The organism is Variovorax endophyticus (assembly GCF_025376855.1).
In the GTDB taxonomy this organism is placed as follows: Bacteria; Pseudomonadota; Gammaproteobacteria; order Burkholderiales; family Burkholderiaceae_C; genus Variovorax.
In genome coordinates this window covers 120,236-146,740 of record NZ_JAHUTH010000024.1, presented here as the reverse complement: position 1 = coordinate 146,740, position 26,505 = coordinate 120,236, and the positions used below count along the sequence as shown (strand labels likewise).

Genomic DNA, 26,505 nt, shown 5'->3' with positions numbered 1-26,505 from the left:
TGCTGCGCTTGGCTTCGGACGGCGGCGCCTCGCCCGCCGTGCACTCGCTCGATCCCGCGGCCGGCAGCGTGGCGCTGCCATGGCCGGGCGCGGCGGCGGGATCTTCCACGCCTGCCCCGAACGCCGAGAGCGACAGCCCCGGCTTCTTCCGCGACGGCATCCATCACATCTTGATCGGCTACGACCACATCCTGTTCCTGCTGTGCCTGTTGCTGCCCGCGGTACTGCTGCGGCGCGGCGATGGCGGCTGGACACCGGTGAGGCATTGGCGCGACGCGATCTGGCCGATGCTGGGCATCGTCACCATGTTCACCATCGCGCACTCGATCACGCTGGCGCTGGCCGGGCTCAAGATCGTGAGCCTGTCGCCGCGCATCGTCGAGCCGGGCATCGCGATCACGATCATCCTCGCGGCCGTGGACAACCTGCGGCCGTTGCTGTGCGGCAGGCGCAAGCTCTTCAGCTTCCTGTTCGGCCTGATCCATGGCTTCGGCTTCGCGGGCGCGCTCGGCGAACTCGAGCTGCCGCTGCGCGGCTTCGTGCTCGCGCTGCTGCAGTTCAACCTCGGCGTCGAAGCGGGCCAGCTCATGGTGGTGGCCGTGGCGCTGGTCGTGCTGCTGTCGCTGCGCGGCTGGCGATGCTATGCGCCGGTGGTGCTGCGCGGCGGTTCCGTCGTGGCCGTGGCGGTGGCGGCCATCTGGTTCTGCGAGCGCGTGTTGGACGTGAAGATCCTGCCGTTCGCTTGAGCGGGGGCGTCCGATCTAGAAGGTCCAGCGCGCGCTGACCCGCGCGCTGCGCGGCTCCATCGGATGGATGTGGCGCCCATCGATGCCGTCGCCGCAGGCACCGCGTGCCACTTCACTCGCGCTGCACGAGGCGTAAAAGTATTCGATGTCGTTGCCCTTGCGGCCCGCGAGGTTGAACACGTCCAGGCCCAAGGTGAGCTGCTTGTTCACTGCGTAGCGCGCGCCGAAGTTCAGCAGCGTGGTGGCGCGCGAGCGCACCGTGTTGAGCGTGTCGAGCGCGCGCGGGCCCATATAGCGCAGGCGAAGCGAGGCAGTCAGCGGGCCTTCGGTGTAGATGACGCCCGCGGCGAACACGCGCTCCACCGCGTTGTCGATCTGGTTGCCTTCGCCTTCAGGTGCGAGGCCCCGGAAGCGCGCGCGCGAGATCGCCGCATCGGCCTCGAAGCGCCAGCGCGAACCGAGCTTCCAGCGCAGCGTGGCTTCGATGCCGCGGCGGCTGCTGGCGCGGCCGGGTTCGGTGGTGCCCGCATCGCCGACATAGACCAGCTCCGAGTCGAGCCGCAGCTGCCACAGCGCCGTGGTGAGGCTGAAGTCTTCATCGGGCTGGAAGCGCCAGCCGATCTCGGCGCCGCGCCCCTTCACGAGCGCGGGCACGCGCTCGGCGGGCAGCCCGCTCGTCGGGTCGACGTTGATCGTCGCACCGCGCACGTCGTTGCTGTGGAAGCCGGTGCCCAGGTTGAGGTAGAGCTCGTGGGCCGGCGTCACGGTGAAGGCCAGGCCGGCCTTGGGGCTCACGAGCGAGTCGTGGCCGCGTCCGCTGTTGATCGGGCCATAGAGCGGTTCGCGCCCCCGCACGCCGTAGCGCAGCAGGTCGCCGCGCAGGCCCACGTAGCCGCGCCAGCGCTCGCTGAGGTTCACGAGCTGCTGGGCGTGCACGGAGAACAGGTCCTGTTGCACCTTGTCGTTGCGTACGGTCGAGATCCGTTCGCGGGCCACGGTGTTGTAGAGCCCGACCTCGCCGATGCGGTCACCGCGCCAGCTGGCGCCGAAGCTCAGCACGCCGTCCAGTCCGCCGATCGAGTTGGGACGGCTGTGCGTGCCCTGCAGCCCGAAGACCCGACGGCGGTCGGTCTGCTCGAACTGGTCGCCCTGCTCGGGGTTGTTGAGGAAATAGGTGAAGTCCGAGAACAGGCCGAAGCGGTAGTCGATGACATAGCCACTGAGTTGCGTCTGCCCCTCGGGACTGTTGTCGAACCACTTGCCCGACAGGCTGATGCGCCGTGTCCTGCCGCCATCGGTGGTGTTGAGCGAGCCGAAGCGCGAGAGCTCGCCGCTGTCGACCAGGCGCTCGGGGATCTGGTCGGTCGAATTCCAGCGGCTCTGGTAGGCCATGGCCGTGAGGCTGAAGCCGCGCACCGGCGAGCCTTGCGAATAGCGCAGTACCGCGTTCAGCTTGCGCAGCCGCTCGGGCGTGTCCCAGGGTCCGTTGTTGCCTTCGAGCTCGATGGCACCGAGCCAGGTCTGGTCCTGCACGGTGCGCGAGCCTGCCGCGAGCAGGCGGCGGAAGTTGTTGGCGCCCAGCGTGACTTCGGCGAAGGGCGCGTCGAGCGCGCTCACGTAGTCGAGCGAGGCGCTGCCCGCGAGCGAGAAGTCGCCGCCATCGGCGAAGTAGGGACCCTTGCGGTAGCGCACGCCCGAGACCAGGTCGGGGATCAGGAAGTTGAGGTCCGCGAAGCCCTGGCCGTGGCCGTGCGAGGGCATGTTGACCGGCATGCCGTCGACCGTGACCGCGAAGTCGGTGCCGTGGTCGAGGTTGAAGCCGCGCAGGAAGTACTGGTTGGCCTTGCCGTCGCCCGAGTGCTGGGTGGCGACCACGCCCGGCACGGCCTCGACGATGTCGCCCGGGCGCAGCTTGGGGCGGGCCTGGAAAGAGGCTTTCTCCACTGCCCCTTCGCTCGCGCTGTCGGCGGTGCCGATGGCCGCGTCGCGCGGGCCGCTCACTTCGATGGGCGGCAGGTGGACGGGTTGGGCACAGGCCGCGGCGCTGCCGAGCAGGGCGCCGAACATCCAGGGTTGGCGCGCGAGGCGGATCGAAGCTTTCATGGGTCTCCCGCGTCTTCGATGTCCGCGCGGAGCGGGAATGCTCGTTGCCATGACGCGCGATTGATACGCGCCCAAGGGCGCTTTGGATTCGGCGCGCCCTCAGGGCTTCCGGGGCTGCAGCAAGCCCGAGTAGCACTCGGGACTCTTCTCGCTGCCCTGCAGGCAGTCGGAGTGGCGATACAGCGCGTCGATCTCGATCACCGGCACCGGCTTGCCCAGGAACATCCGCTGACCGGTCACGCGGCCGTCGAGGGTCAGCAGCGTAAACTGGGCCACGAGGTCGCGGTCGTAGTAGCCCGCGCCGCAGGCGATGAACTGCTGCTCGTCGCGTGGCCACTGCAGCATGCCCCGTTCATCGGAAGTGGCGTACAGCAGCGTGAAGCACTGGCGGTCGCCTTCCTGCGCTTCGATGGCGCTGACGCCGCCGCGCCAGTGGACGCGCGTGCCCTGGGCTCGCGGGGTCAGGGCCTGGGCGGGGGAGAGCTTGACGGACGGGGTGTCGGCGGAGTGCGCGGGCCGATCGGCTGCGCGATCGGAGGGCGTCCCGCAGGCGGTCGCCAGGGCTGCGGCACACAGCATGGCGAGGATGTGTCGTTCTCTGGAAAGAGGCATCGAGGGGAGAGAGCTGTACTTGCACCGGCGGACGCCGATGTTGGCCTGCCCGGAGGGGATCGAACCCCCGACAACCTGCTTAGAAGGCAGGTGCTCTATCCAACTGAGCTACGGGCAGATTCCAGGCGGAACAGAAAGCAAAGAAGGAAAGCAAGAAAGAAGATTCTTGGTCGGGGCGAAAGGATTCGAACCTTCGACCCTCTGGTCCCAAACCAGATGCGCTACCAGGCTGCGCTACACCCCGACAAGCCTTCTATTCTAGCCCGAATATGAGGCGGTCTCAGCGCTTCTCGTACTGGGTCTTGCCGAAAAGCATTTCGCGCGCCTTGTCGTCGGTGATGGGCTTGCGCAGGTCGGCCAGCACCTTCACGCCGCGCTGCACGGCGGGACGCTCGGCGATGCCGTCGAACCAGTCCTTCAGGCGCGGGTAGTCCTCGAGGGTGATGCCCTGGTTCTGCCAGCTGCGCAGCCACGGGAAGATGGCGATGTCGGCGATGCTGTAGTCCGGGCCGGCGATGAAGCGGTGCGTCGACAGCTGCTTGTCGATCACGCCGTAGAGGCGCTTGGCCTCGTTGGTGTAGCGGTCGATGGCATAGGCGATCTTCTCGGGCGCGTAGAGACGGAAGTGATGCGCCTGGCCGAGCATGGGGCCGACGCCGCCCATCTGGAACATCAGCCACTGCAGCACGTCGTAGCGCGCGCGGTCGCCCTGGGGCAGGAATTGGCCGGTCTTGCCGGCCAGGTAGACGAGGATGGCGCCCGATTCGAACAGCGAGATGGGCGCGCCGTCCGGACCGTCGGGGTCGGTGACGGCGGGGATCTTGTTGTTGGGACTGATCCGCAGGAAGTCGGGCGCGAACTGGTCGCCCTTGCCGATGTCGATGGGGTGCGCGCGGTAGGGCAGGCCGCACTCCTCGAGCATGATGTGGATCTTGTGGCCGTTGGGCGTGGGCCAGGAATAGACCTCGATGGTCTTCGGTTCGGGCATGTTGTCGAGTCTCCGGTCTGGATGGGGGCGGCGAAGAGGGGCTCCTCGACGCGGCAGCCAGCATATACAGGCGGCCGCGCGGGCGTGCGCCGCACGGCCAATGACCGGCGCGCGCCTCAGCCCACCTGCCGCTCGTGCGCGTTGCACCACATCCAGTCCTCGCCGGGCTCGAGCGACTGGATCACCGCATGGCCCTCGGCCTGCGAATGGCGCGTGGCATGCCGGTTCTTCGACGAATCGCAGCAGCCGACATGGCCGCAGTGCACGCACAGGCGCAGGTGCACCCAGCTGTCGCCGGTCTGGAGGCATTCCTCGCAGCCGCGCAGGGTGTGGGGCGCGGCGATCTCCGCGGGGACGTGTTCGCAGGGCTTGATGCGCATGCGCGGGTTCTCCTGGATGAATGGGTGAGGGATTTGGACTCAGGCCACGGCCGAGTTCGAGGCGAGGTGCTGGTGGATCAGCGCGACCACCGCCGCGCCTTCGCCGATCGCGCCGCCCACGCGCTTGACCGAGCCCGAGCGCACGTCGCCGACCGCGAAGACGCCGGGCACGCTGGTCTCGAGCGCGGTGGCCGGGCGCGCGGGAAAGCCGGCGCTGGCGTCGGGCCCGGTCTGCACGAAGCCGTGCTTGTCGACCGCGACGCCGCAGCCCGCGAGCCAGTCGGTCTCGGGCTCGGCGCCGACGAACAGGAAGATGTTGCGCGCCGGGCAGTCGTGCTCGGCGCCGGTGCTGTGGCAGCGCCAGGTGGCGCCGGTGAGACCCTCGTCGGGGTCGCCGTGCAGCCGCACGAGTTCGGTGTGCGGCTGCAGCGAGATGTTGGGCGTGGCCTCGATGCGGTCGATCAGGTAGCGCGACATGCTGGCCGCGAGCGAGGGGCCGCGCACCAGCACGTTGACCTTGGCCGCGTGGTGCGAGAGGAACACGGCCGCCTGGCCGGCCGAGTTGCCGCCGCCGACCAGCGCGACCTCCTGCTGCGCGCAGAGCTTGGCCTCGATGGCCGAGGCCCAGTACCAGATGCCGCGGCCCTCGAATTCGTGCAGCCGCGGCACGCCGGGGCGGCGGTAGCGCGCGCCGCTGGCGACGACCACTGTGCGCGCCGAAATGCGGCGGCCGTCGGCCAGCGCGATCGCGAGGCTGCCGTCGGGGTTGGTGCGCGCGCAGTCGAGCGAGGCCACCTTGGCCGGAATCAGCATCTCGACGCCGAACTTCTGCGCCTGCACGAACGCCCGGCCGGCCAGCGCCTGGCCCGAGATGCCGGTGGGAAAACCCAGGTAGTTCTCGATGCGCGCGCTGGCGCCGGCCTGGCCGCCGAAGGCGCGGCAATCGAGCACGATCACGCGCAGCCCCTCGGAGGCGGCGTAGACGGCGGTCGCGAGGCCGGCCGGGCCGGCGCCGACCACGGCCACGTCGTAGAGCTCGTCGTGCGCGGCGGCATCGACCATGCCCAGGCACAGCGCCAGCGCGTCCTCGGCCGGGTTCACCAGCACCGAGCCGTTGGGGCACACGGCCAGCAGCTGGTGGCCGCCGTACTGCGCCAGCAGCGCGGCGGCGTCGGGGTCCTGGTCGGCGTCGACCAGGTGATAGGGATGGCCGTTGCGGCGCAGGAAGTTCTCGAGCCGCGCCATGTCGGGCGACTGCGGCTGGCCGATCAACACCGGGCCGGCGGCGCCCGATTCGATCAGCGCCACCCGCCGCAGGATCAGCGCGCGGGTGATGCGCTCGCCGAGGTCGGCCTCGGCCACCAGCAGGGCGCGCAGTTGCGCGGGCGGCAGCACCAGCGCCTCGACGTTCTCCTCGGCATGGCCGTCGACCAGGGCGGGGCGGCCGCTGAGCTGGCCGACCTCGGCCAGGAATTCGCCCGGCCCTTGCCGCACGATCGGCACCACGTGGCCCAGGCCGTCGCGCTGGGTGACCGAGACCACGCCCTTGAGCAGCACGAACATGCCGGCGCCGACCTCGCCGGCGGTGAACAGCCGGCTGCCGCGCGCGAAGTGCTGCACGCTGCCGAAACGCGCGATGCGCGCGATCTCGCTGTCGTTGAGCACCGGAAAGGTCTGCAACTGGCGGTTACCGCCGGCGGGGGCGGTGCTGGAAATATCTGCGGTGGCCATCGGTCCAGAGTCTCCGGTGGGGATTGCCGAGCGTCGGCGGTCGAGGCATTAGACGCCAAAGAAGCGCTTCCAACGGCCCGTCACATCGTCATGCAATTGCCACGGCCATGACACGCGCTTTTCACCACGGGTGCCGAGACTCGCCCAGCAGAAAGGGTTTCCACATGAAAGAACTGCCCAACCCGACATTTCCGCTGTCGCAGCTCGGGCTCCGCGCAGCCCTCTGGCCCACGCCCGGTGTCGTCGGTAGCGCCGCCACCGCCGCGACGCCCAAGGCCCCCGCTGCCGTCAGCCCCGCGGTCGTCGTCCCGGCCCCCGTCATCGAGGCCAAGCAGGGCATCACCGTGGGTTGGGCCCGTCACCAGGACGACGTGCGCGCCGCCCAGCGCCTGCGCTATGAAGTGTTCGTCGGCGAGATGGGCGCCCGCATCTCCACCTCGCTGCCCGGCCACGACGTGGACCTGTTCGACGATTTCTGCGAGCACCTGCTGGTGCGCGACGAACTGACGCAGCAGGTGATCGGCACCTACCGCGTGCTGACGCCGGCCCAGGCGCGCCGCGTGGGCAGCACCTACAGCGACACCGAATTCGACCTGACCCGCCTGCGCGACCTGCGCGAGCGCATGGTCGAGCTGGGCCGCAGCTGCGTGCACCCCGAGCACCGCCAGGGCGGCGTGATCCTGGCGCTGTGGGGCGCGCTGGCCGGCTTCATGCACCGCAACAAGCTCGACACCATGATCGGCTGCGCCAGCATCCCGATGTCGCACAACGGCGTGACCTGCGGCGACGCGGCGGCCAGCATCTGGCGCCAGCTCTCGGCCAGCCACATGGCACCGATCCAGTACCAGGTGCAGCCGCGGCTCGCGCTGCCGGTCGAGCGCCTCGACGGCAGCCTCGACGTGGAACCGCCTGCGCTGATCAAGGGCTACCTGCGCCTGGGCGCCAAGGTGCTCGGCGCGCCGGCCTGGGATCCGGACTTCAACACCGCCGACCTGCCGATGCTGATGCGCATCGACGACCTGCCGGCGCGCTACCGCAAGCATTTCCTGGGCGCATGAAACCAGCGGTCGTCCGACCCGCGAACGGGTCGTCCGTCCTGCCGCCGGACGGGGAGGCGCAGTCGAAAGTAGGCATGTCGACGGCGTCACGGGAAAGTCATGCAAATGTCACAAACCCGCATGACACTGTCACATTCCCTTTATCGAGCACGGCCGTGGTGCCGCTTGTTCCAGAATCCGTGTCCATGCCTTCCGATCCGGCCGATTCGCTGCCTTCCGTGGCCGAGACGCCGAAATTCACCTTGCTTGACCGCGACCACAGCATCCTGTCGTTCAACGAACGGGTGCTCGACTGGGCGCATCGCCCCGAGGTGCCGCTGATCGAGCGCCTGCGCTACCTGTGCATCGTCTCGTCGAACCTCGACGAGTTCTTCGAGGTTCGCGCCGCGCCGCACCTGATCGCGGGCAGCGCCGACGACCACAAGGGCACCTACACGGTCGAGTCCTTCCGCCGGCTGGCCGAGGCGGTCCACACGCTGGTGGCGCGCCAGTACGCGCTCTACAACGACGAGCTGATGCCGACCTTCGGCACGCACGGCATCCACATCATTTCGCACGGCGAGCGCAACCCCGCGCAGCGCAAGTGGGTGGCCGAGTATTTCGAGCGCGAGGTACGCCCGCTGCTGCTGCCCGTGGGGCTCGACCCCTCGCATCCGTTCCCGCAGGTCGCGAACAAGTCGCTCAATTTCATCGTGCGCCTGGGCGGCAAGGACGCCTTCGGGCGCGAGAACCCGATCCAGATCGTGAAGGTGCCGCGCGTGCTGCCGCGGCTGATCAAGATGCCGGCCAAGGTGTCGGACGGCAAGACGCTGTTCGTCGCCTTGTCGAGCGTGGTGCGCGCGCACCTGTCCTCGATGTTCACGGGGCGCGAGGTCGGCGACTTCTCGCAGTTCCGCGTCACGCGCCATTCCGACCTCGCGGTGGACGAGGAGGACGTGAAGAACCTGCGCACCGCGCTGCGCCAGGGCCTGCAGCACCGGCACTTCGGCCAGGCGGTGCGCCTGGAGGTGTCGGCCAGCTGCGCCGAGTCGCTCGCGAGCTTCCTGCTCGAGCAGTTCAACCTGCCGCCCGAGGCGCTGTACCGCGTGCACGGCCCGGTCAACCTCGCGCGCTTCACGCAGCTGGCCGACCTGCTCGACGAGCCGAAGCTGCGCTTCAAGCCCTACCAGGCCTCCTACCCGATCACGCTGTCGCCCGCGCAGTCCTTCTTCGAGCGGCTGCAGCGCGGCGACGTGCTGATCCACCAGCCCTTCGAGAGCTTCGAGGGCGTGCTGGCCTTCCTGCGCGAGGCGGTGCACGACCCGCAGGTGCTGGCGATCAAGCAGACCATCTACCGCACCGGCGCCGACTCCGAGCTGATGGAGCTGCTGCGCGAGGCGGTGCGCCGCGGCAAGGAAGTCACCGTGGTGGTGGAGCTCAAGGCGCGCTTCGACGAAGAGGCCAACATCAACTGGGCCGAGATGCTCGAGTCGATCGGCGCCCAGGTGGTGTACGGCGTGGTGGGCCTGAAGACCCACGCCAAGATGCTGCTGGTGACGCGCCGCGAGGGCAAGCAGATGCGCCGCTACGGCCACCTGTCGACCGGCAACTACAACCCGCGCACCGCGCGCCTGTACACCGACATCAGCCACCTCACGGCCGATCCGCTGTTGACCGCTGATATGGAAGCGGTGTTCGTGCACCTCGCGAGCCAGAGCAAGCTGCCCAAGCTCAACCGCGTGTGGCTCGCGCCCTTCGACCTGCACAGCAACATCCGCGCGCAGATCGCCACGCTGGCCGCGGCGGCGGAGCGCGGCGAGCCCACGCGCATCGTCGCCAAGATGAATGCGCTGACCGACGAGGAACTGGTCGCGGCGCTGGTGAACGCGGGGCAGAAGGGCGTGAAGATCGACCTGATCGTGCGCGGTGCCTGCACGCTGCCGGCCCAGGTACCGGGGCTGACCGACAACATCCGCGTGCGCTCGGTGATCGGCCGCTTCCTCGAGCATTCGCGGGTGTTCTATTTCCGCCATGGCGAGGACGAGTCGCTCTACCTCTCGAGCGCCGACTGGATGAACCGCAACATGATGCGGCGCATCGAGCTCGCCTGGCCCGTGACCGACCCCGTGCTGCGCCAGCGCCTCATCGACGAGTGCCTGGTCGCCTACCTGCACGACGGCCGCGATGCCTGGGACCTCGGCGCCGATGGCGTCTACACCCGCATCGACCACGACACGCACCCGGGCGAAGCCGGTGCGTCGCGTGCGATCGAGGCGCACGGCGCGCAGGCCGCCCTGATGAACCGCTACGCAGCGCGAGGGCCCCGTGACGTCGCATCCGGCGAATGAAGCCGAAGTTCGAAAGACGATGACCATGGACCTGATCTTCTGGCGCCATGCGGAAGCCGATGACTGGACCGAGGGCTGCGACGACATGCAGCGCTCGCTCACCGCGCGCGGCGAGAAGCAGGCCAAGCGCATGGCCAGCTGGCTCGACCGCCAGCTGCCCGACGGCACGCGCATCATCAGCAGCCCCGCGCGGCGCTGCGAGCAGACCGCGCTGGCGCTCGGGCGCAAGTACAAGCTGCGCAGCGAACTGGCACCCGACACCACCGCCGATGCGCTGCTGGCCTCCGCCGGCTGGCCCAACGGCAAGTCGGTGGTGCTGATGATCGGCCACCAGCCTTCGCTGGGGCAGGCGATCTCGCTGCTGCTGGGCCTGAAGCAGGACAGCTGCCCGGTGCGCAAGGGCGCGCTGTGGTGGATCCGCACGCGCGAGCGCGATGGCGACGTGCAGACCGTCGTGGTGACGGTGCAGTCGCCCGAACTGCTCTGAACCTGTTCGAGGCCGCGCCGCTCAGGCCGGCTGCAGCTCGAAGTGGAAGACCTTCGAGATGATCTGCCAGCGCCCGTCCACCCGCACCAGGGTCAGCAGGTCGGTGAAGTGCTTCGGCGCGATCGCGCATTCGACGCGCGCGAAGGCGGTCACCGGTCCCGCGAACTCGATCGCCACGATGCGGCCGGTGCGCGGCTCGCCCTTGCTGGCGGGCGAGGGGCGCTTGTCGACGATCGGGAAGTAGCTGGCCATGTCCAGCGTGTAGAGCGGGCCTTCGGTCGCGGTGGCATAGAGCGCCGCGGGGTGGAAGACCTCGCGCAGGATCGCGGTGTCGCTGCGGTGCAGGCCCTCGAAGTAGCGGCCGAGCAGCTCGACGATGGCGTCGTAGGGGGCGGGGGCGTGATCGGTGTTCATGACAGCTTCCTCTCTCTTCGTGCGATGTGGATGACAACGGTCACGATGCTATTGATGCAGTGGATGCGCGTAAATGGGCGATGATTCACTTCATTGATTACACCGAGTAATAGGCGGTCACCATGGCCCTGCGCTTCGACAAGGTGATGCTGGGCAGCATCGAGCTGCTGTGCCTGACGGCCGAGCATGAAGGCTTCACCGCCGCGGCCAACGCGGCCGGCCTGACGCCCGCGGCGGTGAGCCGCTCGATCGCGCGGCTCGAGGCGCGGCTGGGCGTGCAGCTGTTCTCGCGCACCACGCGGCAGGTGCGGCTGACCGATGCCGGGCGCGATTACGTGGCGCAGTGCCGCCAGGCGCTGGCCCAGCTCTCCGAGGCCGAGCGCGAGCTCGCGGGCCAGCAGCGCGTGCCAGCGGGCACGGTGCGCATCAGCCTGCCGACCTCGTACGGCCATTGCCGCGTGCTGCCGCTGCTGCCCGCGTTCCGCGCGCTGTACCCCGAGGTGTCGCTCGACATCCAGCTGAGCAACCGCAACGTCGACTTCGCCGCGGGCGGCTTCGACCTCGCGGTGCGCGGCCGCACGCCACCCGACTCGGGGCTGGTCGCGCGCCGGCTCGAGGACGCCGCGCTGGTGGTGGTGGCCGCGCCGTCCTACCTGGCGTCGCGGCCGGCGCCGCGCGCGCTGGCCGACCTGGCGGCGCACGAGTGCATCCAGTTCACGCTGCCGAGCACGGGGCAGCCGGTGCCCTGGCTGTTGCACGGCGAGGGCGGCGTTTTCGAACATGCGACGCAGGGCGGCATCCGCTATTCGGAAGACATCCTCGGCGGCGTGACCCTGGCGCGCGCGGGCGCGGGCCTCTTGCAGACCTATCGCTTCATCGTCGAGGAAGACCTGGCGCGCGGCGCGCTGGTCGAGCTGTTGCCGGACTTCGCGGGCGCGTCGCGCCCGTTCTCGCTGATCCATCCCGCGCACCGCCACATGCCGCGGCGGGTCCGGGTGTTCATCGACTTCCTGCTCGAGCGGCTCAGCAGCCCGCCAGGTCCACGCGCCAGGTACTGATCTTCTGCCAGGCCAGCACCTCCTCGCGCAGCAAGTGGGCCGATTGCGGGAAGGCCTCGGCCCAGTCGGGCGCGCAGGCGATCGAGAAGGTGCGGGTGCCGAGGGTCGACAGGTGCAGCGCATCGGGCGCGGGATCGCGGCGCGCGTGGCACAGGATCAGCGCCAGCCGCAGCGCCAGCAGCTGCGTCACGAAGGTCTCGTCGTCGAGCGAGCCCTCGAGCTTGCGCAGCTTGCCGCGCTGGCCCAGCACCAGCTGGGCGAGGGTGTGCAGCTCGTTGACCGCGAAGCCGGGGGCGTCGGTGTTGTCGAGGATGTAGGCGCCATGCTTGTGATAGTCGCTGTGCGAGACCAGCGCGCCGATCTCGTGCAGTTGCGCGGCCCAGCCGAGCTTGCGCAGCGCACGGCCGGCGCGGCTGGTGGTGCTGCCGCCGCGCGCGGCCGGCGCCAACTGCACGAACAGGGCGGCGGCGGTGTCGCCCACGCGCCGGGCCTGGGCCGGGTCGACCGCGAAGCGGTTGGCGAGCCGCGCGACCGTGGTGGTGCGCATGTCGGCCACGCTCTCGTCGCGTTCCAGCAGTTCGTAGAGCACGCCGTGGCGCAGGGCGCCCTGCGCCACCTTCATCTCCTCGATGCCCAGCAGGTCGAACACCGCGCGCAGCACGCTGAGGCCACCGCCGATGACCGCCTTGCGGTCCTCGCGCATGCCCTCGATGCGCAGCTTGTCGGCGCCGCCGGCCTTGAGCAGCCGGTCGAGCAGCCAGTCCAGGCCCTCGCGCTTGACCACCCCGGGCTCTCCGCCGGCCGCGGCCAGCACGTCGCCGACCGCGCCGATCGTGCCCGAGGCGCCATAGGCCACGTCCCACTGGTCGCGCGTATAGCTGCCGAGCGCGTCGTCGAGCACCGCCTTGGCCGCGACCTCGGCGGCGCGGAAGGCGGCGGCGGTGAACTGGCCCTCGGGGAAGTGCTTCATCGACCAGGCGACGCTGCCGACGCGGTACGACTCCATCAGCTCGGCCTCGAGGGCGCGGCCGATGATCATCTCGGTGGAGCGCCCGCCGATGTCGATCACGAGCCGGCGCTCGCGGTCCGAGGCGTCGTTGTGGGGCAGCATGTGCGCCACGCCCTGGTAGATCAGGCGGGCTTCCTCGCGCCCCGGGATCACGTCGATGCCGAAACCCAGGATGGTGCGCGCGCGCAGCAGGAATTCCTCGCGGTTGCGCGCCTCGCGCAGCGTCTGGGTGGCGACGGCCCGCACCTGCGAACGCTTGAAGCCGGCCAGCCGCTCGCCAAAGCGGGCGAGGGCGTCCCAGCCGCGCTGCATGGCTTCGGGCGTGAGGTTGCGCGCGCTGTCCAGGCCGTTGCCCTGGCGCACGGTCTCTTTCAGGTATTCGGTGCGGTGGATCTGACCGTGATCGACTTGACCGATTTCGAGCCGGAAGCTGTTGGAGCCTAGATCGACCGCTGCGAGGCGGGTGCCATTTTGCATGTTGGAGTAGAGAAGGCGGGGGCCTGGTTCGAAGGTCCTGGAAGGGTAACGCCACCTTCCCGACCGACGCCGCAGCGAGGGCTAGAGGCTAGATCGGGTGCATGACGGTTGTGTGACAGCGTCACAGAGCCGGAGGGCTCCACGACGCCATTTTCCCTCGACAGGAGGGTGTCACATCGATGTCACACAAGCTTTCTAGAGTCCGTCGCAAGCCCGAAAGGGGACTACTTCTTACTTCTAAAGGAAGCTTCATGCAAACGACGTTCAAATTTGCAACCGCCGGCCTCGTCGCCGCGGTTTTCGCTCTCCCCGCGTTCGCCCAGGACGTGACCGGTGCCGGTGCCAGCTTCCCGGCCCCGCTGTATGCCAAGTGGGCTTCGGACTTCAACAAGGCCACCGGCGTCAAGATCAACTACCAGTCGGTCGGTTCGGGTGCCGGCCTGAAGCAGATCGAAGCCAAGACCGTCGACTTCGGCGCGTCGGACGCTCCCCTGAAGGACGACGAACTCCAGGCCAAGGGCCTGATGCAGTTCCCCACCGTCATCGGCGGCGTGATCCCGGTCGTGAACATCCAGGGCATCAAGCCCGGCGAACTCAAGCTCAGCGGCCAGGTGCTGGGAGACATCTACCTCGGCAAGATCACGAAGTGGAACGACCCCGCGATCAAGGCCCTGAACGGTTCGCTGAACCTGCCCGACGCCGCCATCGCCCCGGTTCGCCGCGCCGACGGTTCGGGCACCAGCTTCCTGTTCACCAACTACCTGTCGAAGGTCAACGCCGAGTGGAAGAGCAAGGTCGGCGAAGGCACGGCCGTGAACTGGCCCACCGGCGCGGGCGGCAAGGGCAATGAAGGCGTCGCCGCCTTCGTGGGCCGCCTGCCGAACTCGATCGGCTACGTGGAATACGCGTACGTCAAGCAGAACAAGATGACCTACGCCCAGATGCAGAACGCCGCCGGCAACTTCGTCTCGCCCGACGACACCGCCTTCAAGGCCGCCGCCGCCGGTGCCGACTGGAACAAGAGCTTCTATCAAGTGCTGACGAACCAGGCCGACAAGGGTGCATGGCCGATCACCGGCGCCACCTTCATCCTGCTGCACAAGACGCAGGACAAGCCGGCCAATGCCACCACCGTGCTGAAGTTCTTCGACTGGGCCTACAAGAGCGGCGACAAGACGGCCGACGAACTGGACTACGTGCCGATGCCCGACGCCGTGAAGGCCACGATCGCCAAGGCCTGGGGTGAAGTCAAGGACGCATCGGGCAAGCCCGTCGCCTTCAAGTAAGCCTTCTTCTCCCTGATCAGAAAAAGAAAACACGGCGCGCCATGAGCAGCAATCCGCTCGATGGCGCGCCGCTTTCGTCATTGCCGGAGCGACCTGTGTCATCCACTTTCCCCGCCGCTGCCACCACGCTCGACCTTTCCGCCGAGCAGGGCCGTACCACCGCACCGCCGCCGATGAAGGCGTCGCGCTCCGGCCCCATGGTCGATCGCCTGTTCGGCTGGGCCGCCAAGGGCGCCGCGCTGCTGACGCTCGCGATGCTGATCGGCATCCTGCTGTCGCTGATCGCCGGCGCCTGGCCCGCCATCACCAAGTACGGCCTCGGCTTCCTCACGAGCAGCGTGTGGGATCCGGTCCAGAACGAATACGGCGGCCTCGTGATGATCTACGGCACGCTGGCCACCTCGGCCATCGCCCTGGTGATCGCGGTGCCCGTGAGCTTCGGCATCGCGCTCTTCCTCACCGAACTCTCGCCCGGCTGGCTCAAGCGCCCGCTGGGTACCGCCATCGAACTGCTGGCCGCCGTGCCCTCGATCGTCTACGGCATGTGGGGCCTGCTGGTGTTCGGCCCGATCCTGTCGACCTGGGTCCAGCAACCGCTGCAGAAGCTGCTGGCCGGCGTGCCCTACCTCGGCGCCCTGGTGTCCGGTCCCCCCGTGGGCATCGGCATTCTGTCGGCCGGCATCATCCTCGCGATCATGATCATCCCGTTCATCGCCTCGGTGATGCGCGACGTGTTCGAGGTCACGCCTCCGCTGCTCAAGGAATCGGCCTACGGCCTCGGTTCCACCACCTGGGAGGTCGTCTCCAAGGTCGTGCTGCCCTACACCAAGGCCGGCGTCGTCGGCGGCATCATGCTCGGCCTGGGCCGCGCGCTCGGCGAGACCATGGCCGTCACCTTCGTGATCGGCAACATGAACCAGCTGAACTCGCTCTCGGTGTTCGAGGCGGCCAACAGCATCACCTCGGCGCTCGCCAACGAGTTCGCCGAAGCCGGCGCCGGCCTGCACCAGGCCGCGCTGATGTACCTGGGCCTCGTGCTGTTCTTCATCACCTTCGTCGTGCTGTCGCTGTCGAAGCTGCTGCTGGCGCAAATGAAGAAGAGCGAAGGAAAGAAGTCGTGAGCACAAGCCAATCCCTCATCAACGCCAAGACCCTGGCCGAAACCCGCCAGGCCCGGTTCGCCTCGCGCAACCGCGTCAACAAGATCGCCCTCACGCTGTCGCTCGCCGCGATGGTGTTCGGCGTGTTCTGGCTCGTCTGGATCCTCTGGGAAACCCTGCGCCTCGGTATCGGCGGCCTGTCGGTCGCGGCCTTCACCGAGATGACCCCGCCGCCGAACGAAGCGGGCGGCATCCTGAACGCCATCTTCGGCTCCTTCGTGATGGTGCTGCTGGCGACCTTCGTCGGCACGCCGATCGGCATCATGGCCGGCATCTACCTGGCCGAGTACAACCCGAAGGGCATGCTGTCCTCGGTCACGCGCTTCGTCAACGACATCCTGCTGTCGGCGCCGTCGATCGTGATCGGCCTGTTCGTCTACGCGGTGGTCGTGGCCTACTTCAAGCAGTTCTCGGGCCTGGCCGGCGCGCTGTCGCTCGCGCTGATCGTGATCCCGGTCGTGATCCGCACCACCGAGAACATGCTGCAACTGGTGCCGCCGGGACTGCGCGAAGCCGCCTACGCCCTCGGCACGCCGAAGTGGAAGGTGATCCTGAGCATCACGCTGCGCGCCGCGCGCGCCGGCGTCGTGACCGGCGTGCTGCTGGCCGTGGCCCGCATCGCCGGCGAGACCGCGCCGCTGCTGTTCACCGCGCTCAACAACCAGTTCTGGACCGCCGACGTGACCCAGCCGATGGCCAGCCTGCCGGTGACCATCTTCAAGTTCGCGATGAGCCCGTACGAGAACTGGCAGCAGCTGGCCTGGGCCGGCGTGTTCCTGATCACCATCGCGGTGCTCGCCCTCAACATCCTGGCGCGGGTCCTGACGCGCACCAAGCACTGAAGCCGGGACGGCTTCCACCGCAACCCGCACAGAACGAACAAGAGAAACGCAACATGGCACCCATCACCGCTCCCACCGTCGCATCGCCCGCGAAGATCTCGGTCAAGAACCTGAACTTCTACTACGGCAAGTTCCACGCGCTCAAGGGCATCAACCTCGAGATCCCCGAGAACAAGGTCACGGCCTTCATCGGCCCCTCGGGCTGCGGCAAGTCGACGCTGCTGCGCACCTTCAACCGCATGTTCGAGCTCTATCCCGAGCAGCGCGCCGAGGGCGCCATCGAGCTCGACGGCGAGAACCTGCTGACCAGCAAGCAGGACGTGGCGCTGATCCGCGCCAAGGTCGGCATGGTGTTCCAGAAGCCGACGCCGTTCCCGATGTCGATCTACGACAACATCGCCTTCGGCGTGAAGCTGTTCGAGAACCTCTCGGCCAGCGAGATGGACGACCGCGTCGAATGGGCGCTGAAGAAGGCGGCCCTGTGGACCGAGGTGCGCGACAAGCTGCAGCAAAGCGGCTCGGGCCTCTCCGGCGGCCAGCAGCAGCGCCTGTGCATTGCGCGCGGCATCGCGATCAAGCCCGAAGTGCTGCTGCTCGACGAACCCTGCTCGGCCCTGGACCCGATCTCGACCGCCAAGATCGAGGAACTGATCGCCGAGCTGAAGAACGAATACACGGTGGTCATCGTGACCCACAACATGCAGCAGGCCGCGCGTTGCAGCGACTACACCGCCTACATGTACCTGGGCGACCTGATCGAGTTCGGCGCCACCGAGCAGATGTTCTTCAAGCCGCAGCGCAAGGAGACCGAGGACTACATCACCGGCCGCTTCGGCTGATGCAACAACGCAAAGAGGACGACACCATGACTGAAAAACACCTCTCCAGCCAGTTCGACAGCGAACTCAACGGCGTCTCGTCGCGCGTGATGGAACTCGGCGGCATGGTCGAGTCGCAGATCCACCAGGCGATCTACGCGTTGCTGCAGTTCGATTCGGACGCGGCCGACCGCGTGATGGAAACCGAGCACCGCGTGAACGCGATGGAGATCGAGATCGACCGCGAGCTGTCGTCGATCATCGCGCGCCGCCAGCCGACCGCGCGCGACCTGCGCCTGCTGATCGCGATCTCCAAGACCACCGCCAACCTCGAGCGCGTGGGCGACGAGGCCAACAAGATCGCGCGCATGGTCAAGTCGATCATCGAGAGCGGCGCCTCGCGCGTGCTGCCGACCACCGAGCTGCGCATCGCGGCCGACCTGGCCTCGAACCTGCTGCGCACCGCGCTCGACGCCTTCGCGCGCCTCGATACCGCCGCGGCGCTGTCGATCCTCAAGGACGACGACCTGATCGACAAGGAGTTCGACGGCTTCGTGCGCAAGCTGGTCACCTACATGATGGAAGACCCGCGCACCATCTCCGCCAGCCTCGACCTGCTGTTCCTGGCCAAGGCCATCGAGCGTATCGGCGACCACGCCAAGAACATCGCCGAGTTCATCATCTACATCGTCAAGGGTGCCGATGTGCGGCACACTTCGATGCAGGAAATCGAGTCGGCGCTGCAGTAACGACACCAGTACGACTGCGGCAAGACTCCCAAGAAAGCATGAAAAAACCCCGAGTCCTGATCGTCGAAGACGAGTCCTCGATCGCCGAGCTGATCGCCGTCAACCTCCGCCACAACGGCTTCGAGCCGATCTGGTCGGAGGATGGCGCGGCGGCCCAGCGCGAGATCGATGCCTTCCTGCCGGACCTGATCCTGCTCGACTGGATGCTGCCGGGCCAGAGCGGCCTGCAGCTCGCGCGCCAATGGCGCAAGGACCCCCGTACCAAGGCCGTCCCGATCCTGATGCTGACCGCGCGCGGCGACGAGCCCGACAAGGTGGCCGGCCTCGACGCGGGCGCCGACGACTACATCACCAAGCCTTTCTCCACCCAGGAAATGCTCGCGCGCATCCGCGCCGTGCTGCGCCGCCGCGCGCCCGAGGTGGTGACCGAGCGCGTCGAGATCGGCGAGCTGGCCCTCGACACCGCCACCCACCGCGTGACCTGGCAGGGCAATGCGCTGAAGGTCGGCCCGACCGAGTTCAAGCTGCTGGCCTACCTGATGCAGCACGCCGAGCGCGTCCACAGCCGGGCCCAGCTGCTCGACAAGGTGTGGGGCGACCACGTCTACATCGAGGAGCGCACGGTCGACGTGCACGTCAAGCGCCTGCGCGAATCGCTGGGCGCGGCCTCGCCGATGGTCGAGACGGTGCGCGGTGCCGGCTACCGCCTGACGGCCCAAGCCACCGTTTGACCGCCGTGAGCGTCTCCGCCCGCGGGCGCGGATAATCGCCCGCCATGCCGTTTCGCATTGCTACTTTTTTAATAGCGTCTCTCCTAGGCGGAGTGGGCGTTACAGCCTTTTTCGGCTGGAAGCTCGGCTGGCTCGGCGCCTGGGTCGGCGCGGTGGTCTGGCTGGGCTTCGATGCCTGGCGCGCCAAGCGGCTGCTGCTGATCCTGCGCAACGACGCGGTGGGCCTGCCCAGCCGCGGCGTCGGCATGTGGGGCGAGCTGGCCGAACGCATCCGCAAGCTGCTGCGCGACCGCGAGCAGCAGATCCGCCAGGCCGACGACCGGCTGCAGGAATTCCTCGCCGCGATCCAGGCCTCGCCCAACGGCGTGGTGCTGCTCGACGAGCAAGGCCGCATCGAGTGGTGCAACCAGACCGCGGCGGCGCAGTTCGGCATCGATGCCGAGCGCGACCTGCTGCAGCACCTGGCCAACCTCGTGCGCGATCCGGCCTTCGTGGCCTACCTGGCATCGTGGAACTACAGCCGCGACGTCGTCATCGACGGCCATGGCCTGGGCACGCAGCGCAGCCACCCGGTGCGGCTGTCGGTGCAGGTGCATCCCTACGCGGGCAACCGCCGCATGCTGCTCACGCGCGACATCACCGCGCTCGAGCAGGCCGAGGCGATGCGGCGCGACTTCGTGGCCAACGTCTCGCACGAGATCCGCACGCCGCTCACGGTGCTCGCGGGCTTCGTCGAGACGCTGCAGAACCTGCCGCTCGATGCCGACGAGCGCGCGCGCTACCTCGGCCTGATGGGCCAGCAGTCGCACCGCATGGAGACGCTGGTCAACGACCTGCTGACCCTGTCGCGCCTCGAGGGCAGCGCCGCCCCCGGCGGCACGCAGTGGACGCGCATCCGCGCCTTGCTCGCGCAGTGCGAGGACGAAGGCCGCGGCCTGTCGGGGCGGCTCTCGCCGCAGCTGGGCCACAAGCTGTCGTTCGCCATCGATGCCGATTCCGAGGTGTCGGGCGCGGCCACCGAGCTGCAGAGCGCGATGTCGAACCTGCTGAGCAACGCGATCCGCTACACGCCCGGTGGCGGCGAGGTGGCGGTGAGCTGGCGCCTGTTGCCCGACGGTCGCGGCGAGTACGCGGTGAAGGACACCGGCCCGGGCATCGCGGCCGAGCACATCCCGCGCCTGACCGAGCGCTTCTACCGCATCGACCGCAGCCGTTCGCGCGAGACCGGCGGCACCGGGCTCGGGCTGGCGATCGTCAAGCACATCGCCCAGCGCCATGGCGCCGAGCTGCGCATCGAGAGCACGGTGGGCAAGGGCTCGCGCTTCGCGCTGGTGTTCCCGGCCACGCGCGTGCGCGAGGCGCGGGTGATGGCGCGGCAGCCGGCCTGAACGGCCGCGGCGCTTTCGCAGTTCAGCCGATCAGCCGCGCACGCGGTGCGCCATCGTCCAGCGCAGCAGCGCGCCGAACAGCAGGGCCGTGACCGTCAGCGCGGCGGCGCCCATGATCCAGAACGCCAGCGGCGACTGCATGGCCGGCCAGGGTCCGAGCCCGCGGTAGGCCAGCAGGTAGCTGCCGCCCAGGCCCACGGCCCACAGCAGCGTGCAGTAGATCGCCAGCGGCGCGAGCGTGACGCGGTAGCAGCGCAGCACGAACACGCACAGGGTCTGCAGCGCGTCGGCGAAGTGGTAGAGCGCGACCACCAGCAGCAGCGCGCCCGCGAGCGCGATCACGGCCGGCTTGTCCGAATACACGGCCGCGAGCTGGAAGCGCAGCCCTCCCATGGCGAGCGCGAACAGCAGCGCGCACAGCACCGTCAGCTCGAAGCCGGTGCGGCAGGCGCGCCGCGCCAGCGCCGGATCGCCGGCGCCGAGCCAGAAGCTCACGCGCGCGCTGGTCGCGATCGCGAGCGACAGCGGCACCATGTAGGCCACGGCCAGCAGGTTGGCGGCGATCTGGTGCGCCGCGGCCGCGGTGGTGCCCAGGCGCGCGATGAACAGCGCCATCAGCGTGAACGAAGTGACCTCCACCAGCACCGCGAGGCCGGCCGGCACGCCCAGGCGCGCGAACTGGCCGATCTGCGCCCAGTCGGGCTTCTCGATCGGTTGCCAGAGCCGGTAGCCGCGGTAGAACGGGCTGGCGCGCAGCAGCCACACGGCGCAGCCCAGCATCGCCCAGTTGACGGCCAGCGTGGCCCAGCCGCAGCCGACCAGGCCCATCGCCGGCAGCCCCGCGCCGCCGAAGGTGAACCAGACCGACAGCGGCAGCTTGATCGCCAGCGAGGCGAGCTGCAGCCAGGTCACGAGCTGTGGCTTGCCCAGGCCCTGGCTCAGGGTGCTGAACAGGCGGAACAGCAGCGCGGGCGCGAGCCCGAAGGCCAGCACCGCGAGGTAGGCCTCGACCTCGCCGCGCATCGCGGGCGGCACTTGCGTCCATTGCAGCGCCGGCCCCGGCAGCAGCAGCAGCGCCATGCCCACCACGATCGCCAGCCCCGCGAGGTAGAGCGACTGCCGCACCGAGCGGCCCACCTCGGCGCCGCGGCCGCCGCCGTGCAGCTCCGCCCAGACCGGCAGCAGGGCCTGCAGCACGCCCATCAGCGAGACGTAGACGCTGACGAAGATGGCGGCGCCGACCGAGAGGGCGGCCAGCGCGTCCTCGGAATAGCGGCCGGCCACGATGGTGTCGGTCACGCCGAAGGCCATCACGGCGAGCTGGCCGACCAGCACCGTGCCCGCGTGGCGGGCGATCAGACCGCGTTCGCCCCTCACCTCGGCGCGATCTTCTCGTACAGCAGCAGGTCGTCGGAGGGACTGCTGGGGCGGCGCAGGGTCCCCGCGAAGCGCCATTGGTCGAGCGAGATGATGGTGTGCAGCCGCTCGATGGTCTCGGGGCCCACCAGCAGCCACGGGCAGTCGGTGCCCAGCAGCAGCGGCTGCAGGTCGAAGCGGCCGTGGTACTGCAGCGCCGCGATATGGGCACGGCTCAACGCGAGCTCAGCCACGCACTTGGGATGGCCCACGCGCTCGGTCACGGCGCGCACCTGCGGCGCATAGCTGCGCGCGTAGTCGATCGGCGGCAGCCACAGCGTCATCAGCAGCATCCAGCACAGCGCGGTGCCGCCGGCCGGCAGCACCAGCGTCTTCCAGAGCGCCGCGCGGTGGCGCCCGGTGCGCCAGCGCACCAGCCAGCACCAGGCGATGGTGGCGGCAAGCGCGAGCACGAAGGCGATGGGCGAGAACTCGGGCACGAAACCCGGCACCAGCCGCGCCACGCTGGCCGCGGGCTTGGGCGGGTAGCCGGTCTGCATCGCGATCCAGTAGATCCAGCCCAGCAGCGCGAGGCCGCTGAAGAAGAGCAGGGTGAACCAGTCGACCAGCGCCGCCACGCTGCGCCGGAAGGTCGGCAGCGCGAAGGCCGCGAGCGTGGCCATCGCGGGCAGCGCCAGCATCAGCGAGCGGTCGGAGTAGTCGGTGGTCCAGGTGGCGGCCAGCGGCACCAGCGCGAACCAGAACGGCAGCGCCACATGGCGCGCCGCGAGTTGCCGGCGCCAGCGCCACAGCGTCCACAGCGCGAGCGGCCAGGCCGGCCAGGTGAACCACAGCAGCAGCCGGGCCTGGCTGCGGATGTCGCCCATGATCGAGGTGCCTGGATGAGCGCCGGGCAGGTCGATCTTCCATTGCAGCAGGCCGAGGCCGATCGCGAGCGCCGCGGCCAGCAGCGTCACGCCGGCCATGGTGAGCAGCGCGCCGCGCGTGTAGCCCGGGCCTTCGTCCTCGCCCATGCCCGACCAGCCGGTGCTCGCGGGCTCGGCGGCGCGCCGCATGCGGCGGCGCTCGTAGGCGATGAACAGCACGCTGCCCGTGGCCAGCGCCAGGCCGACGGTCGGGCCGCCGCTGAGCGTCATGCCCAGCGTGCCGACCACCAGTGCGATGACCGGCCCGGCGCGCCGGTAGGGCAGGGCCGCCACGCCGTAGAACAGGTGCGAGGCGAAGTAGAGCTGCGCCAGCGCGGGCGTGGTTTCATGGCCGAGCTGGGCCAGGCCCAGGCAGGCGATCAGCGCGAGCAGGGCGCCGTCGGCCATGGCGCGCGCGTAGTCGGTCGGCCGCGCCTCGCCGCCGAAGGCGAAGGCCACGGGCTGGGCACGCGCGGTGCGGGCCAGGTAGTAGACCGCGTACCAGGTCGCGGTGAAGGTGCCCCACAGCAGCAGCGCGAACACGATGCGCACCGCGAAGTCGGGATGCAGCCAGGCGGGTGCGATCTTGATCGCCAGCGCGCCGATCCAGTACGGCACCAGCGCGGGCGTTTCGGGCGCGATGCCCAGCAGGCGAGGATCGAACCAGCGCGCCAGGCCCTCGGTGCTGCGCGCCAGCTCGGCCATGTAGCCGAAGGCCGTGATGTCGGCGCTCTTCCAGGGTCCCCGGCCGACCAGCCCCGGCAGCAGGTAGGCGGCGCACAGCAGCAGCAGCGCGATGCGCGGCAGCCGGCGCACGGCATTCTGGGCAACGATCGCGGGCGTGGGCTGGTTCAAAGGGCGATGGGCGACGGCGGGTGGGGGAAACAAAAAGGGCAGCGCGGTAACCCGGGCTGCCCTCGACGCCAGGCCTGAGCCTGGGTGCGTGCCTTACTTGGAGGCAGCGGCGCCGGTCGTCTTGCCGAAGCGGTTGCGGAACTTCTCGACGCGACCGCCCATGTTGTCGACCGACTTCTGGGTGCCGGTGTAGAACGGGTGCGATTCGCTGGTGGTGTCCAGCTTGAACAGGGGCAGCTCGCGGCCGTCGTCCGCCTTGGCGGTTTCCTTCGTGTTCACGCAGGAACGGGTCACGAACTTGAAGCCGTTCGACATGTCGACGAACAGGACATCGCGGTAATTCGGGTGGATGCCTTCTTTTGCCATGGTGTTTCCTTGGGGGTCGATGCGAGAGCCACTGGCGGGCAGGACGCCGGCCGCACTTTTCGCGAAGCCGCCGATTATCGCATACTGGGCCGATGACGGCCAGTTCGGCCCGTCCCCCTGCGAAACCAGCCCTCCCATGACCTCCCCAACCCTGCGCGCCGGCCTCGTCGGCTACGGCTTTGCCGGCCAGACCTTCCATGCCCCCGTGCTGTCGGCCGTGCCCGGCCTCGAACTGGCGGCCGTGGCCAGTTCGCAGCCGCACAAGGTGCATGCCGACTGGCCCGGCGTGGCCGTGGTGCCCGACACGGCGGCGCTGGTCGCGCGGCAGGACATCGACCTCGTCGTGGTCGCCACGCCGAACGCCCAGCACCATCCGGTCGCGAAGGCGGCACTGCTGGCCGGCAAGCACGTGGTGGTCGACAAGCCCTTCACGCTCGACGCCGCCGAGGCGCGCGAACTCCAGGCGTTGTCCGAGCGCAACAAACTGGTGCTCACGGTCTACCAGAACCGTCGTTTCGACGCCGATTTCCTGACCCTGAAGGAACTGCTGGCCAGCGGCGAGCTGGGCCGCCCGGTCTATGTCGAATCGCATTTCGACCGCTACCGGCCCGAGGTGCGCGAGCGCTGGCGCGAGCAGAAGGTGCCGGGCGCGGGCATCTGGGTCGACCTGGGCGCGCACCTGGTCGACCAGGCGGTACAGCTGTTCGGCATGCCCGACACCCTGCAGCTCGACACCGCCGTGCTGCGCGATGGCGCCCAGGTCGAGGACTACTTCCATGCGGTGCTGCGCTACGAGTCGGGGCCGCATGCGCCGCTGCGCGTGGTGCTGCACTCGACCACGCTCGCGGCCCATGCCGCGCCGCGCTATCTCGTGCACGGCACGCGCGGCAGCTACGTCAAGCACGGCGTCGATCCGCAGGAGGACGCGCTGCGCGCCGGCCAGCGGCCGCCGAGGACGGGGTGGGGCGTCGATCCGCTCGATGGCGAGCTCGTGCTGCCTGCTGCCGACGGCACGGTGGCGAAGCGCGCCTGGCCCACGCGTGCGGGCGACTACGTCGCGTACTACGCGGCCGTGCGCGATGCGATCCTCGGCCAGCGGCCGAATCCGGTGCCGCCCGAGCAGGCGGTGGCGCTGATGGAACTGCTCGATCTCGGCCGGCGCAGCGCCGAGGAAGGCCGCGCGCTGCCCGTCGCGCGCCCATGAAAAAAGCGCGCTGCATCGCAAGATGCAGCGCGCTTTTTGGGAGGCGAGCTTCGGTCGAAGACCGGCTCAACCCCCGCGACGCATCATGTCGAAGAACTCGACATTGGTCTTCGTCGCCTTCATGTTCTTGAGCATCAGCTCCATCGACTCGATCTCGTCCATGTTGTACATGAGCTGACGCAGGATGCGGGTCTTCTGCAGGATCTCGGGCGCGAGCAGCAGCTCTTCGCGGCGCGTGCCGCTGCGGTTGAGCTGGATCGAGGGGAACACGCGCTTCTCGTAGAGGCGGCGGTCGAGGTGGATTTCGGAGTTGCCGGTGCCCTTGAACTCTTCGAAGATCACTTCGTCCATGCGGCTGCCGGTGTCGATCAGCGCGGTGCCGATGATGGTCAGCGAGCCGCCTTCCTCGACATTGCGAGCGGCACCCAGGAAGCGCTTGGGACGCTGCAGCGCGTTGGCATCGACGCCGCCGGTCAGCACCTTGCCCGACGAGGGCACGACGTTGTTGTAGGCGCGTGCGAGACGCGTGATCGAGTCGAGCAGGATCACCACGTCCTTCTTGAGCTCGACCAGGCGCTTGGCGCGCTCGATCACCATCTCGGCCACGTGCACATGGCGCGCGGCGGGCTCGTCGAAGGTGGAGGCGATGACCTCGCCCTTCACCGTGCGCTGCATCTCGGTCACTTCTTCGGGGCGCTCGTCGACGAGCAGCACCATCATGTGGACCTCGGGGTAGTTGGCGCTGATCGCATGCGCGATGTGCTGCATCATCACCGTCTTGCCGCTCTTGGGCGGTGCCACGAGCAGGGCGCGCTGGCCCTTGCCGATGGGCGCGATGATGTCGATCACGCGGCCGGTGATGTTCTCTTCGCCCTTGATGCCGTCGCGCTCGAGGCGCATCTGCTCCTTGGGGAACAGCGGCGTCAGGTTCTCGAACATCACCTTGTGCTTGTTCTGCTCGGGCGGTCCGCCGTTGACGGCGTCGAGCTTGGTCAGCGCGAAGTAGCGTTCGCCGTCCTTCGGAATGCGCACCTCGCCCTCGATCATGTCGCCGGTGTGCAGGTTGAAGCGGCGCACCTGGCTCGGGCTGATGTAGATGTCGTCGGTGCTGGCGGTGAAGCTGGTGTCCGGGCTGCGCAGGAAGCCGAAGCCGTCGGGCAGGATTTCGAGCACACCGTCGGCGAAGACCTGTTCGCCGGCCTTCGCGCGCTTCTTGATGATCGCGAACATCAGCTCCTGCTTGCGCATGCGGCCGACGTTTTCGATCTCAAGCGCTTCGGCCTGCTTGAGGACTTCAGACACGTGGAGTGCCTTGAGTTCGTTTAAGTGCATGGAACGACCCCTTGCGGGGGCAATCGAGGGGAAACGGAGAACAGGGGGGTGGTTCGATGTGAGGCGAGAACTGCCTCACTGACCGGGGAACTCGAACCGGCT

Annotated in this window: 24 protein-coding genes and 2 tRNA genes; 13 read left to right on the top strand and 13 right to left on the bottom strand. The window is 68.8% G+C overall.

Going from position 1 to position 26,505, the window contains the following annotated elements; translation table 11 throughout:
- Nucleotides 1-746, top strand: a 746-nt coding sequence (locus KV106_RS27815; RefSeq protein ID WP_261213918.1) for a HupE/UreJ family protein, incomplete at its 5' end; no start/stop codon positions are given.
- A gap of 15 nt (nt 747-761) precedes the next feature.
- Here KV106_RS27815 and KV106_RS27810 read toward each other — a convergent pair.
- The 7 genes from KV106_RS27810 to KV106_RS27780 all read right to left on the bottom strand — a co-directional run bounded on the left by KV106_RS27810 (nt 762) and on the right by KV106_RS27780 (nt 6,560).
- Nucleotides 762-2,849: a TonB-dependent receptor gene (locus tag KV106_RS27810; protein WP_261213916.1), complete on the bottom strand. Its 2,088-nt coding sequence runs from the start codon at nt 2,847-2,849 to the stop codon at nt 762-764.
- A 99-nt stretch (nt 2,850-2,948) separates the two neighbouring features.
- A complete protein-coding gene (locus KV106_RS27805; protein ID WP_261213914.1) occupies nt 2,949-3,428 on the bottom strand; it encodes a hypothetical protein in 480 nt (159 codons plus the stop codon).
- Between the two features lie 74 nt (nt 3,429-3,502).
- Nucleotides 3,503-3,579, bottom strand: a tRNA-Arg gene (locus KV106_RS27800).
- A 49-nt stretch (nt 3,580-3,628) separates the two neighbouring features.
- Nucleotides 3,629-3,705, bottom strand: a tRNA-Pro gene (locus tag KV106_RS27795).
- A gap of 36 nt (nt 3,706-3,741) precedes the next feature.
- Nucleotides 3,742-4,449 carry a glutathione binding-like protein gene (locus KV106_RS27790; protein ID WP_261213912.1) on the bottom strand — a complete coding sequence of 236 codons (708 nt, stop codon included), beginning with the start codon at nt 4,447-4,449 and terminating at the stop codon, nt 3,742-3,744.
- A 116-nt stretch (nt 4,450-4,565) separates the two neighbouring features.
- Nucleotides 4,566-4,829, bottom strand: a complete 264-nt coding sequence (locus KV106_RS27785; protein ID WP_057594236.1) for a UBP-type zinc finger domain-containing protein — start codon at nt 4,827-4,829, stop codon at nt 4,566-4,568.
- Nucleotides 4,830-4,868: 39 nt separating this feature from the next.
- Nucleotides 4,869-6,560 carry an FAD-dependent oxidoreductase gene (locus tag KV106_RS27780; RefSeq protein WP_261213909.1) on the bottom strand — a complete coding sequence of 564 codons (1,692 nt, stop codon included), beginning with the start codon at nt 6,558-6,560 and terminating at the stop codon, nt 4,869-4,871.
- Between the two features lie 164 nt (nt 6,561-6,724).
- Between KV106_RS27780 and KV106_RS27775 the strand changes: the two genes are divergently transcribed.
- The 3 genes from KV106_RS27775 to KV106_RS27765 are packed head-to-tail and all read left to right on the top strand — an operon-like array spanning nt 6,725 to nt 10,432.
- Nucleotides 6,725-7,618, top strand: coding sequence for a GNAT family N-acetyltransferase (locus KV106_RS27775; RefSeq protein ID WP_261213907.1), 894 nt, complete (start codon nt 6,725-6,727; stop codon nt 7,616-7,618).
- Entirely contained in the window at nt 7,615-9,945 is a 2,331-nt protein-coding gene (ppk1, locus tag KV106_RS27770; RefSeq protein ID WP_409976566.1) for a polyphosphate kinase 1, read from the top strand. The genes KV106_RS27775 and ppk1 overlap by 4 nt, the downstream gene beginning before the upstream one ends.
- Nucleotides 9,946-9,970: 25 nt before the next feature.
- A complete protein-coding gene (locus KV106_RS27765) occupies nt 9,971-10,432 on the top strand; it encodes a SixA phosphatase family protein (RefSeq protein WP_057594239.1) in 462 nt (153 codons plus the stop codon).
- Nucleotides 10,433-10,453: 21 nt separating this feature from the next.
- Here the strand turns inward: KV106_RS27765 and KV106_RS27760 are convergent, their stop codons facing one another.
- Nucleotides 10,454-10,846: a nuclear transport factor 2 family protein gene (locus KV106_RS27760; RefSeq protein ID WP_057594232.1), complete on the bottom strand. Its 393-nt coding sequence runs from the start codon at nt 10,844-10,846 to the stop codon at nt 10,454-10,456.
- A 122-nt stretch (nt 10,847-10,968) separates the two neighbouring features.
- On the opposite strand from KV106_RS27760, the gene KV106_RS27755 reads away from it, so the two are divergent.
- Entirely contained in the window at nt 10,969-11,904 is a 936-nt protein-coding gene (locus KV106_RS27755) for a LysR family transcriptional regulator (protein WP_261213902.1), read from the top strand.
- Here the strand turns inward: KV106_RS27755 and KV106_RS27750 are convergent.
- A complete protein-coding gene (locus KV106_RS27750; RefSeq protein WP_261213901.1) occupies nt 11,870-13,390 on the bottom strand; it encodes a Ppx/GppA phosphatase family protein in 1,521 nt (506 codons plus the stop codon). The genes KV106_RS27755 and KV106_RS27750 overlap by 35 nt on opposite strands.
- A 251-nt stretch (nt 13,391-13,641) precedes the next feature.
- On the opposite strand from KV106_RS27750, the gene pstS reads away from it, so the two are divergent.
- From pstS to phoR, 7 genes are read left to right on the top strand one after another with little or no spacing between them, the layout of a single operon-like run.
- Entirely contained in the window at nt 13,642-14,676 is a 1,035-nt protein-coding gene (gene pstS / locus KV106_RS27745) for a phosphate ABC transporter substrate-binding protein PstS (protein ID WP_057594229.1), read from the top strand.
- 41 nt (nt 14,677-14,717) lie between these two features.
- Nucleotides 14,718-15,797, top strand: coding sequence for a phosphate ABC transporter permease subunit PstC (gene pstC / locus KV106_RS27740; RefSeq protein ID WP_172705571.1), 1,080 nt, complete (start codon nt 14,718-14,720; stop codon nt 15,795-15,797).
- Complete coding sequence (gene pstA / locus KV106_RS27735; RefSeq protein ID WP_082321777.1) at nt 15,794-16,678, top strand: phosphate ABC transporter permease PstA; 885 nt, start codon at nt 15,794-15,796, stop codon at nt 16,676-16,678. The genes pstC and pstA overlap by 4 nt, the downstream gene beginning before the upstream one ends.
- Nucleotides 16,679-16,731: 53 nt before the next feature.
- Nucleotides 16,732-17,517, top strand: a complete 786-nt coding sequence (pstB, locus tag KV106_RS27730; RefSeq protein ID WP_057594227.1) for a phosphate ABC transporter ATP-binding protein PstB — start codon at nt 16,732-16,734, stop codon at nt 17,515-17,517.
- Between the two features lie 26 nt (nt 17,518-17,543).
- The gene (gene phoU, locus KV106_RS27725; protein ID WP_057594226.1) at nt 17,544-18,245 is read left to right on the top strand and encodes a phosphate signaling complex protein PhoU; all 702 of its coding nucleotides are present in this window, start codon (nt 17,544-17,546) and stop codon (nt 18,243-18,245) included.
- A 38-nt stretch (nt 18,246-18,283) separates the two neighbouring features.
- On the top strand, nt 18,284-18,976 hold the full coding sequence (gene phoB, locus KV106_RS27720; RefSeq protein WP_057594225.1) for a phosphate regulon transcriptional regulator PhoB: 693 nt from the start codon (nt 18,284-18,286) through the stop codon (nt 18,974-18,976).
- A gap of 44 nt (nt 18,977-19,020) precedes the next feature.
- A complete protein-coding gene (phoR, locus tag KV106_RS27715; protein ID WP_261213897.1) occupies nt 19,021-20,364 on the top strand; it encodes a phosphate regulon sensor histidine kinase PhoR in 1,344 nt (447 codons plus the stop codon).
- A 30-nt stretch (nt 20,365-20,394) separates the two neighbouring features.
- Here phoR and KV106_RS27710 read toward each other — a convergent pair whose 3' ends face one another.
- The 3 genes from KV106_RS27710 to KV106_RS27700 form a co-directional block, all read right to left on the bottom strand.
- Nucleotides 20,395-21,741 (bottom strand): MATE family efflux transporter, encoded by a 1,347-nt coding sequence (locus KV106_RS27710; RefSeq protein ID WP_057594223.1) that lies wholly within the window; start codon nt 21,739-21,741, stop codon nt 20,395-20,397.
- Nucleotides 21,738-23,501, bottom strand: coding sequence for a hypothetical protein (locus KV106_RS27705; RefSeq protein ID WP_057594222.1), 1,764 nt, complete (start codon nt 23,499-23,501; stop codon nt 21,738-21,740). Before KV106_RS27705 ends, KV106_RS27710 begins: the two co-directional genes overlap by 4 nt.
- A gap of 93 nt (nt 23,502-23,594) precedes the next feature.
- Nucleotides 23,595-23,867: a type B 50S ribosomal protein L31 gene (locus KV106_RS27700; protein WP_057594221.1), complete on the bottom strand. Its 273-nt coding sequence runs from the start codon at nt 23,865-23,867 to the stop codon at nt 23,595-23,597.
- 136 nt (nt 23,868-24,003) lie between these two features.
- On the opposite strand from KV106_RS27700, the gene KV106_RS27695 reads away from it, so the two are divergent.
- Nucleotides 24,004-25,071, top strand: coding sequence for an oxidoreductase (locus tag KV106_RS27695; RefSeq protein ID WP_261213894.1), 1,068 nt, complete (start codon nt 24,004-24,006; stop codon nt 25,069-25,071).
- Nucleotides 25,072-25,137: 66 nt separating this feature from the next.
- Here the strand turns inward: KV106_RS27695 and rho are convergent, their stop codons facing one another.
- Nucleotides 25,138-26,403 (bottom strand): transcription termination factor Rho, encoded by a 1,266-nt coding sequence (rho, locus tag KV106_RS27690; RefSeq protein ID WP_057594219.1) that lies wholly within the window; start codon nt 26,401-26,403, stop codon nt 25,138-25,140.
- Nucleotides 26,404-26,505: the final 102 nt, after the last annotated feature.

Bases quoted from the DNA above. Each gene is read 5' to 3' on its own strand.
- pstS (WP_057594229.1), top strand. From the start codon at position 13,642: ATGCAAACGACGTTCAAATTTGCAACCGCCGGCCTCGTCGCCGCGGTT.
- KV106_RS27750 (WP_261213901.1), bottom strand. From the start codon at position 13,390: ATGCAAAATGGCACCCGCCTCGCAGCGGTCGATCTAGGCTCCAACAGC.
- KV106_RS27790 (WP_261213912.1), bottom strand. From the start codon at position 4,449: ATGCCCGAACCGAAGACCATCGAGGTCTATTCCTGGCCCACGCCCAAC.
- ppk1 (WP_409976566.1), top strand. From the start codon at position 7,615: ATGAAACCAGCGGTCGTCCGACCCGCGAACGGGTCGTCCGTCCTGCCG.
- KV106_RS27765 (WP_057594239.1), top strand. From the start codon at position 9,971: ATGGACCTGATCTTCTGGCGCCATGCGGAAGCCGATGACTGGACCGAG.
- pstB (WP_057594227.1), top strand. From the start codon at position 16,732: ATGGCACCCATCACCGCTCCCACCGTCGCATCGCCCGCGAAGATCTCG.
- KV106_RS27785 (WP_057594236.1), bottom strand. From the start codon at position 4,829: ATGCGCATCAAGCCCTGCGAACACGTCCCCGCGGAGATCGCCGCGCCC.
- phoB (WP_057594225.1), top strand. From the start codon at position 18,284: ATGAAAAAACCCCGAGTCCTGATCGTCGAAGACGAGTCCTCGATCGCC.
- KV106_RS27805 (WP_261213914.1), bottom strand. From the start codon at position 3,428: ATGCTGTGTGCCGCAGCCCTGGCGACCGCCTGCGGGACGCCCTCCGAT.
- rho (WP_057594219.1), bottom strand. From the start codon at position 26,403: ATGCACTTAAACGAACTCAAGGCACTCCACGTGTCTGAAGTCCTCAAG.
- KV106_RS27775 (WP_261213907.1), top strand. From the start codon at position 6,725: ATGAAAGAACTGCCCAACCCGACATTTCCGCTGTCGCAGCTCGGGCTC.
- pstC (WP_172705571.1), top strand. From the start codon at position 14,718: ATGAGCAGCAATCCGCTCGATGGCGCGCCGCTTTCGTCATTGCCGGAG.
- phoR (WP_261213897.1), top strand. From the start codon at position 19,021: ATGCCGTTTCGCATTGCTACTTTTTTAATAGCGTCTCTCCTAGGCGGA.
- KV106_RS27810 (WP_261213916.1), bottom strand. From the start codon at position 2,849: ATGAAAGCTTCGATCCGCCTCGCGCGCCAACCCTGGATGTTCGGCGCC.
- KV106_RS27755 (WP_261213902.1), top strand. From the start codon at position 10,969: ATGGCCCTGCGCTTCGACAAGGTGATGCTGGGCAGCATCGAGCTGCTG.
- KV106_RS27780 (WP_261213909.1), bottom strand. From the start codon at position 6,560: ATGGCCACCGCAGATATTTCCAGCACCGCCCCCGCCGGCGGTAACCGC.
- phoU (WP_057594226.1), top strand. From the start codon at position 17,544: ATGACTGAAAAACACCTCTCCAGCCAGTTCGACAGCGAACTCAACGGC.
- KV106_RS27700 (WP_057594221.1), bottom strand. From the start codon at position 23,867: ATGGCAAAAGAAGGCATCCACCCGAATTACCGCGATGTCCTGTTCGTC.
- KV106_RS27695 (WP_261213894.1), top strand. From the start codon at position 24,004: ATGACCTCCCCAACCCTGCGCGCCGGCCTCGTCGGCTACGGCTTTGCC.
- KV106_RS27760 (WP_057594232.1), bottom strand. From the start codon at position 10,846: ATGAACACCGATCACGCCCCCGCCCCCTACGACGCCATCGTCGAGCTG.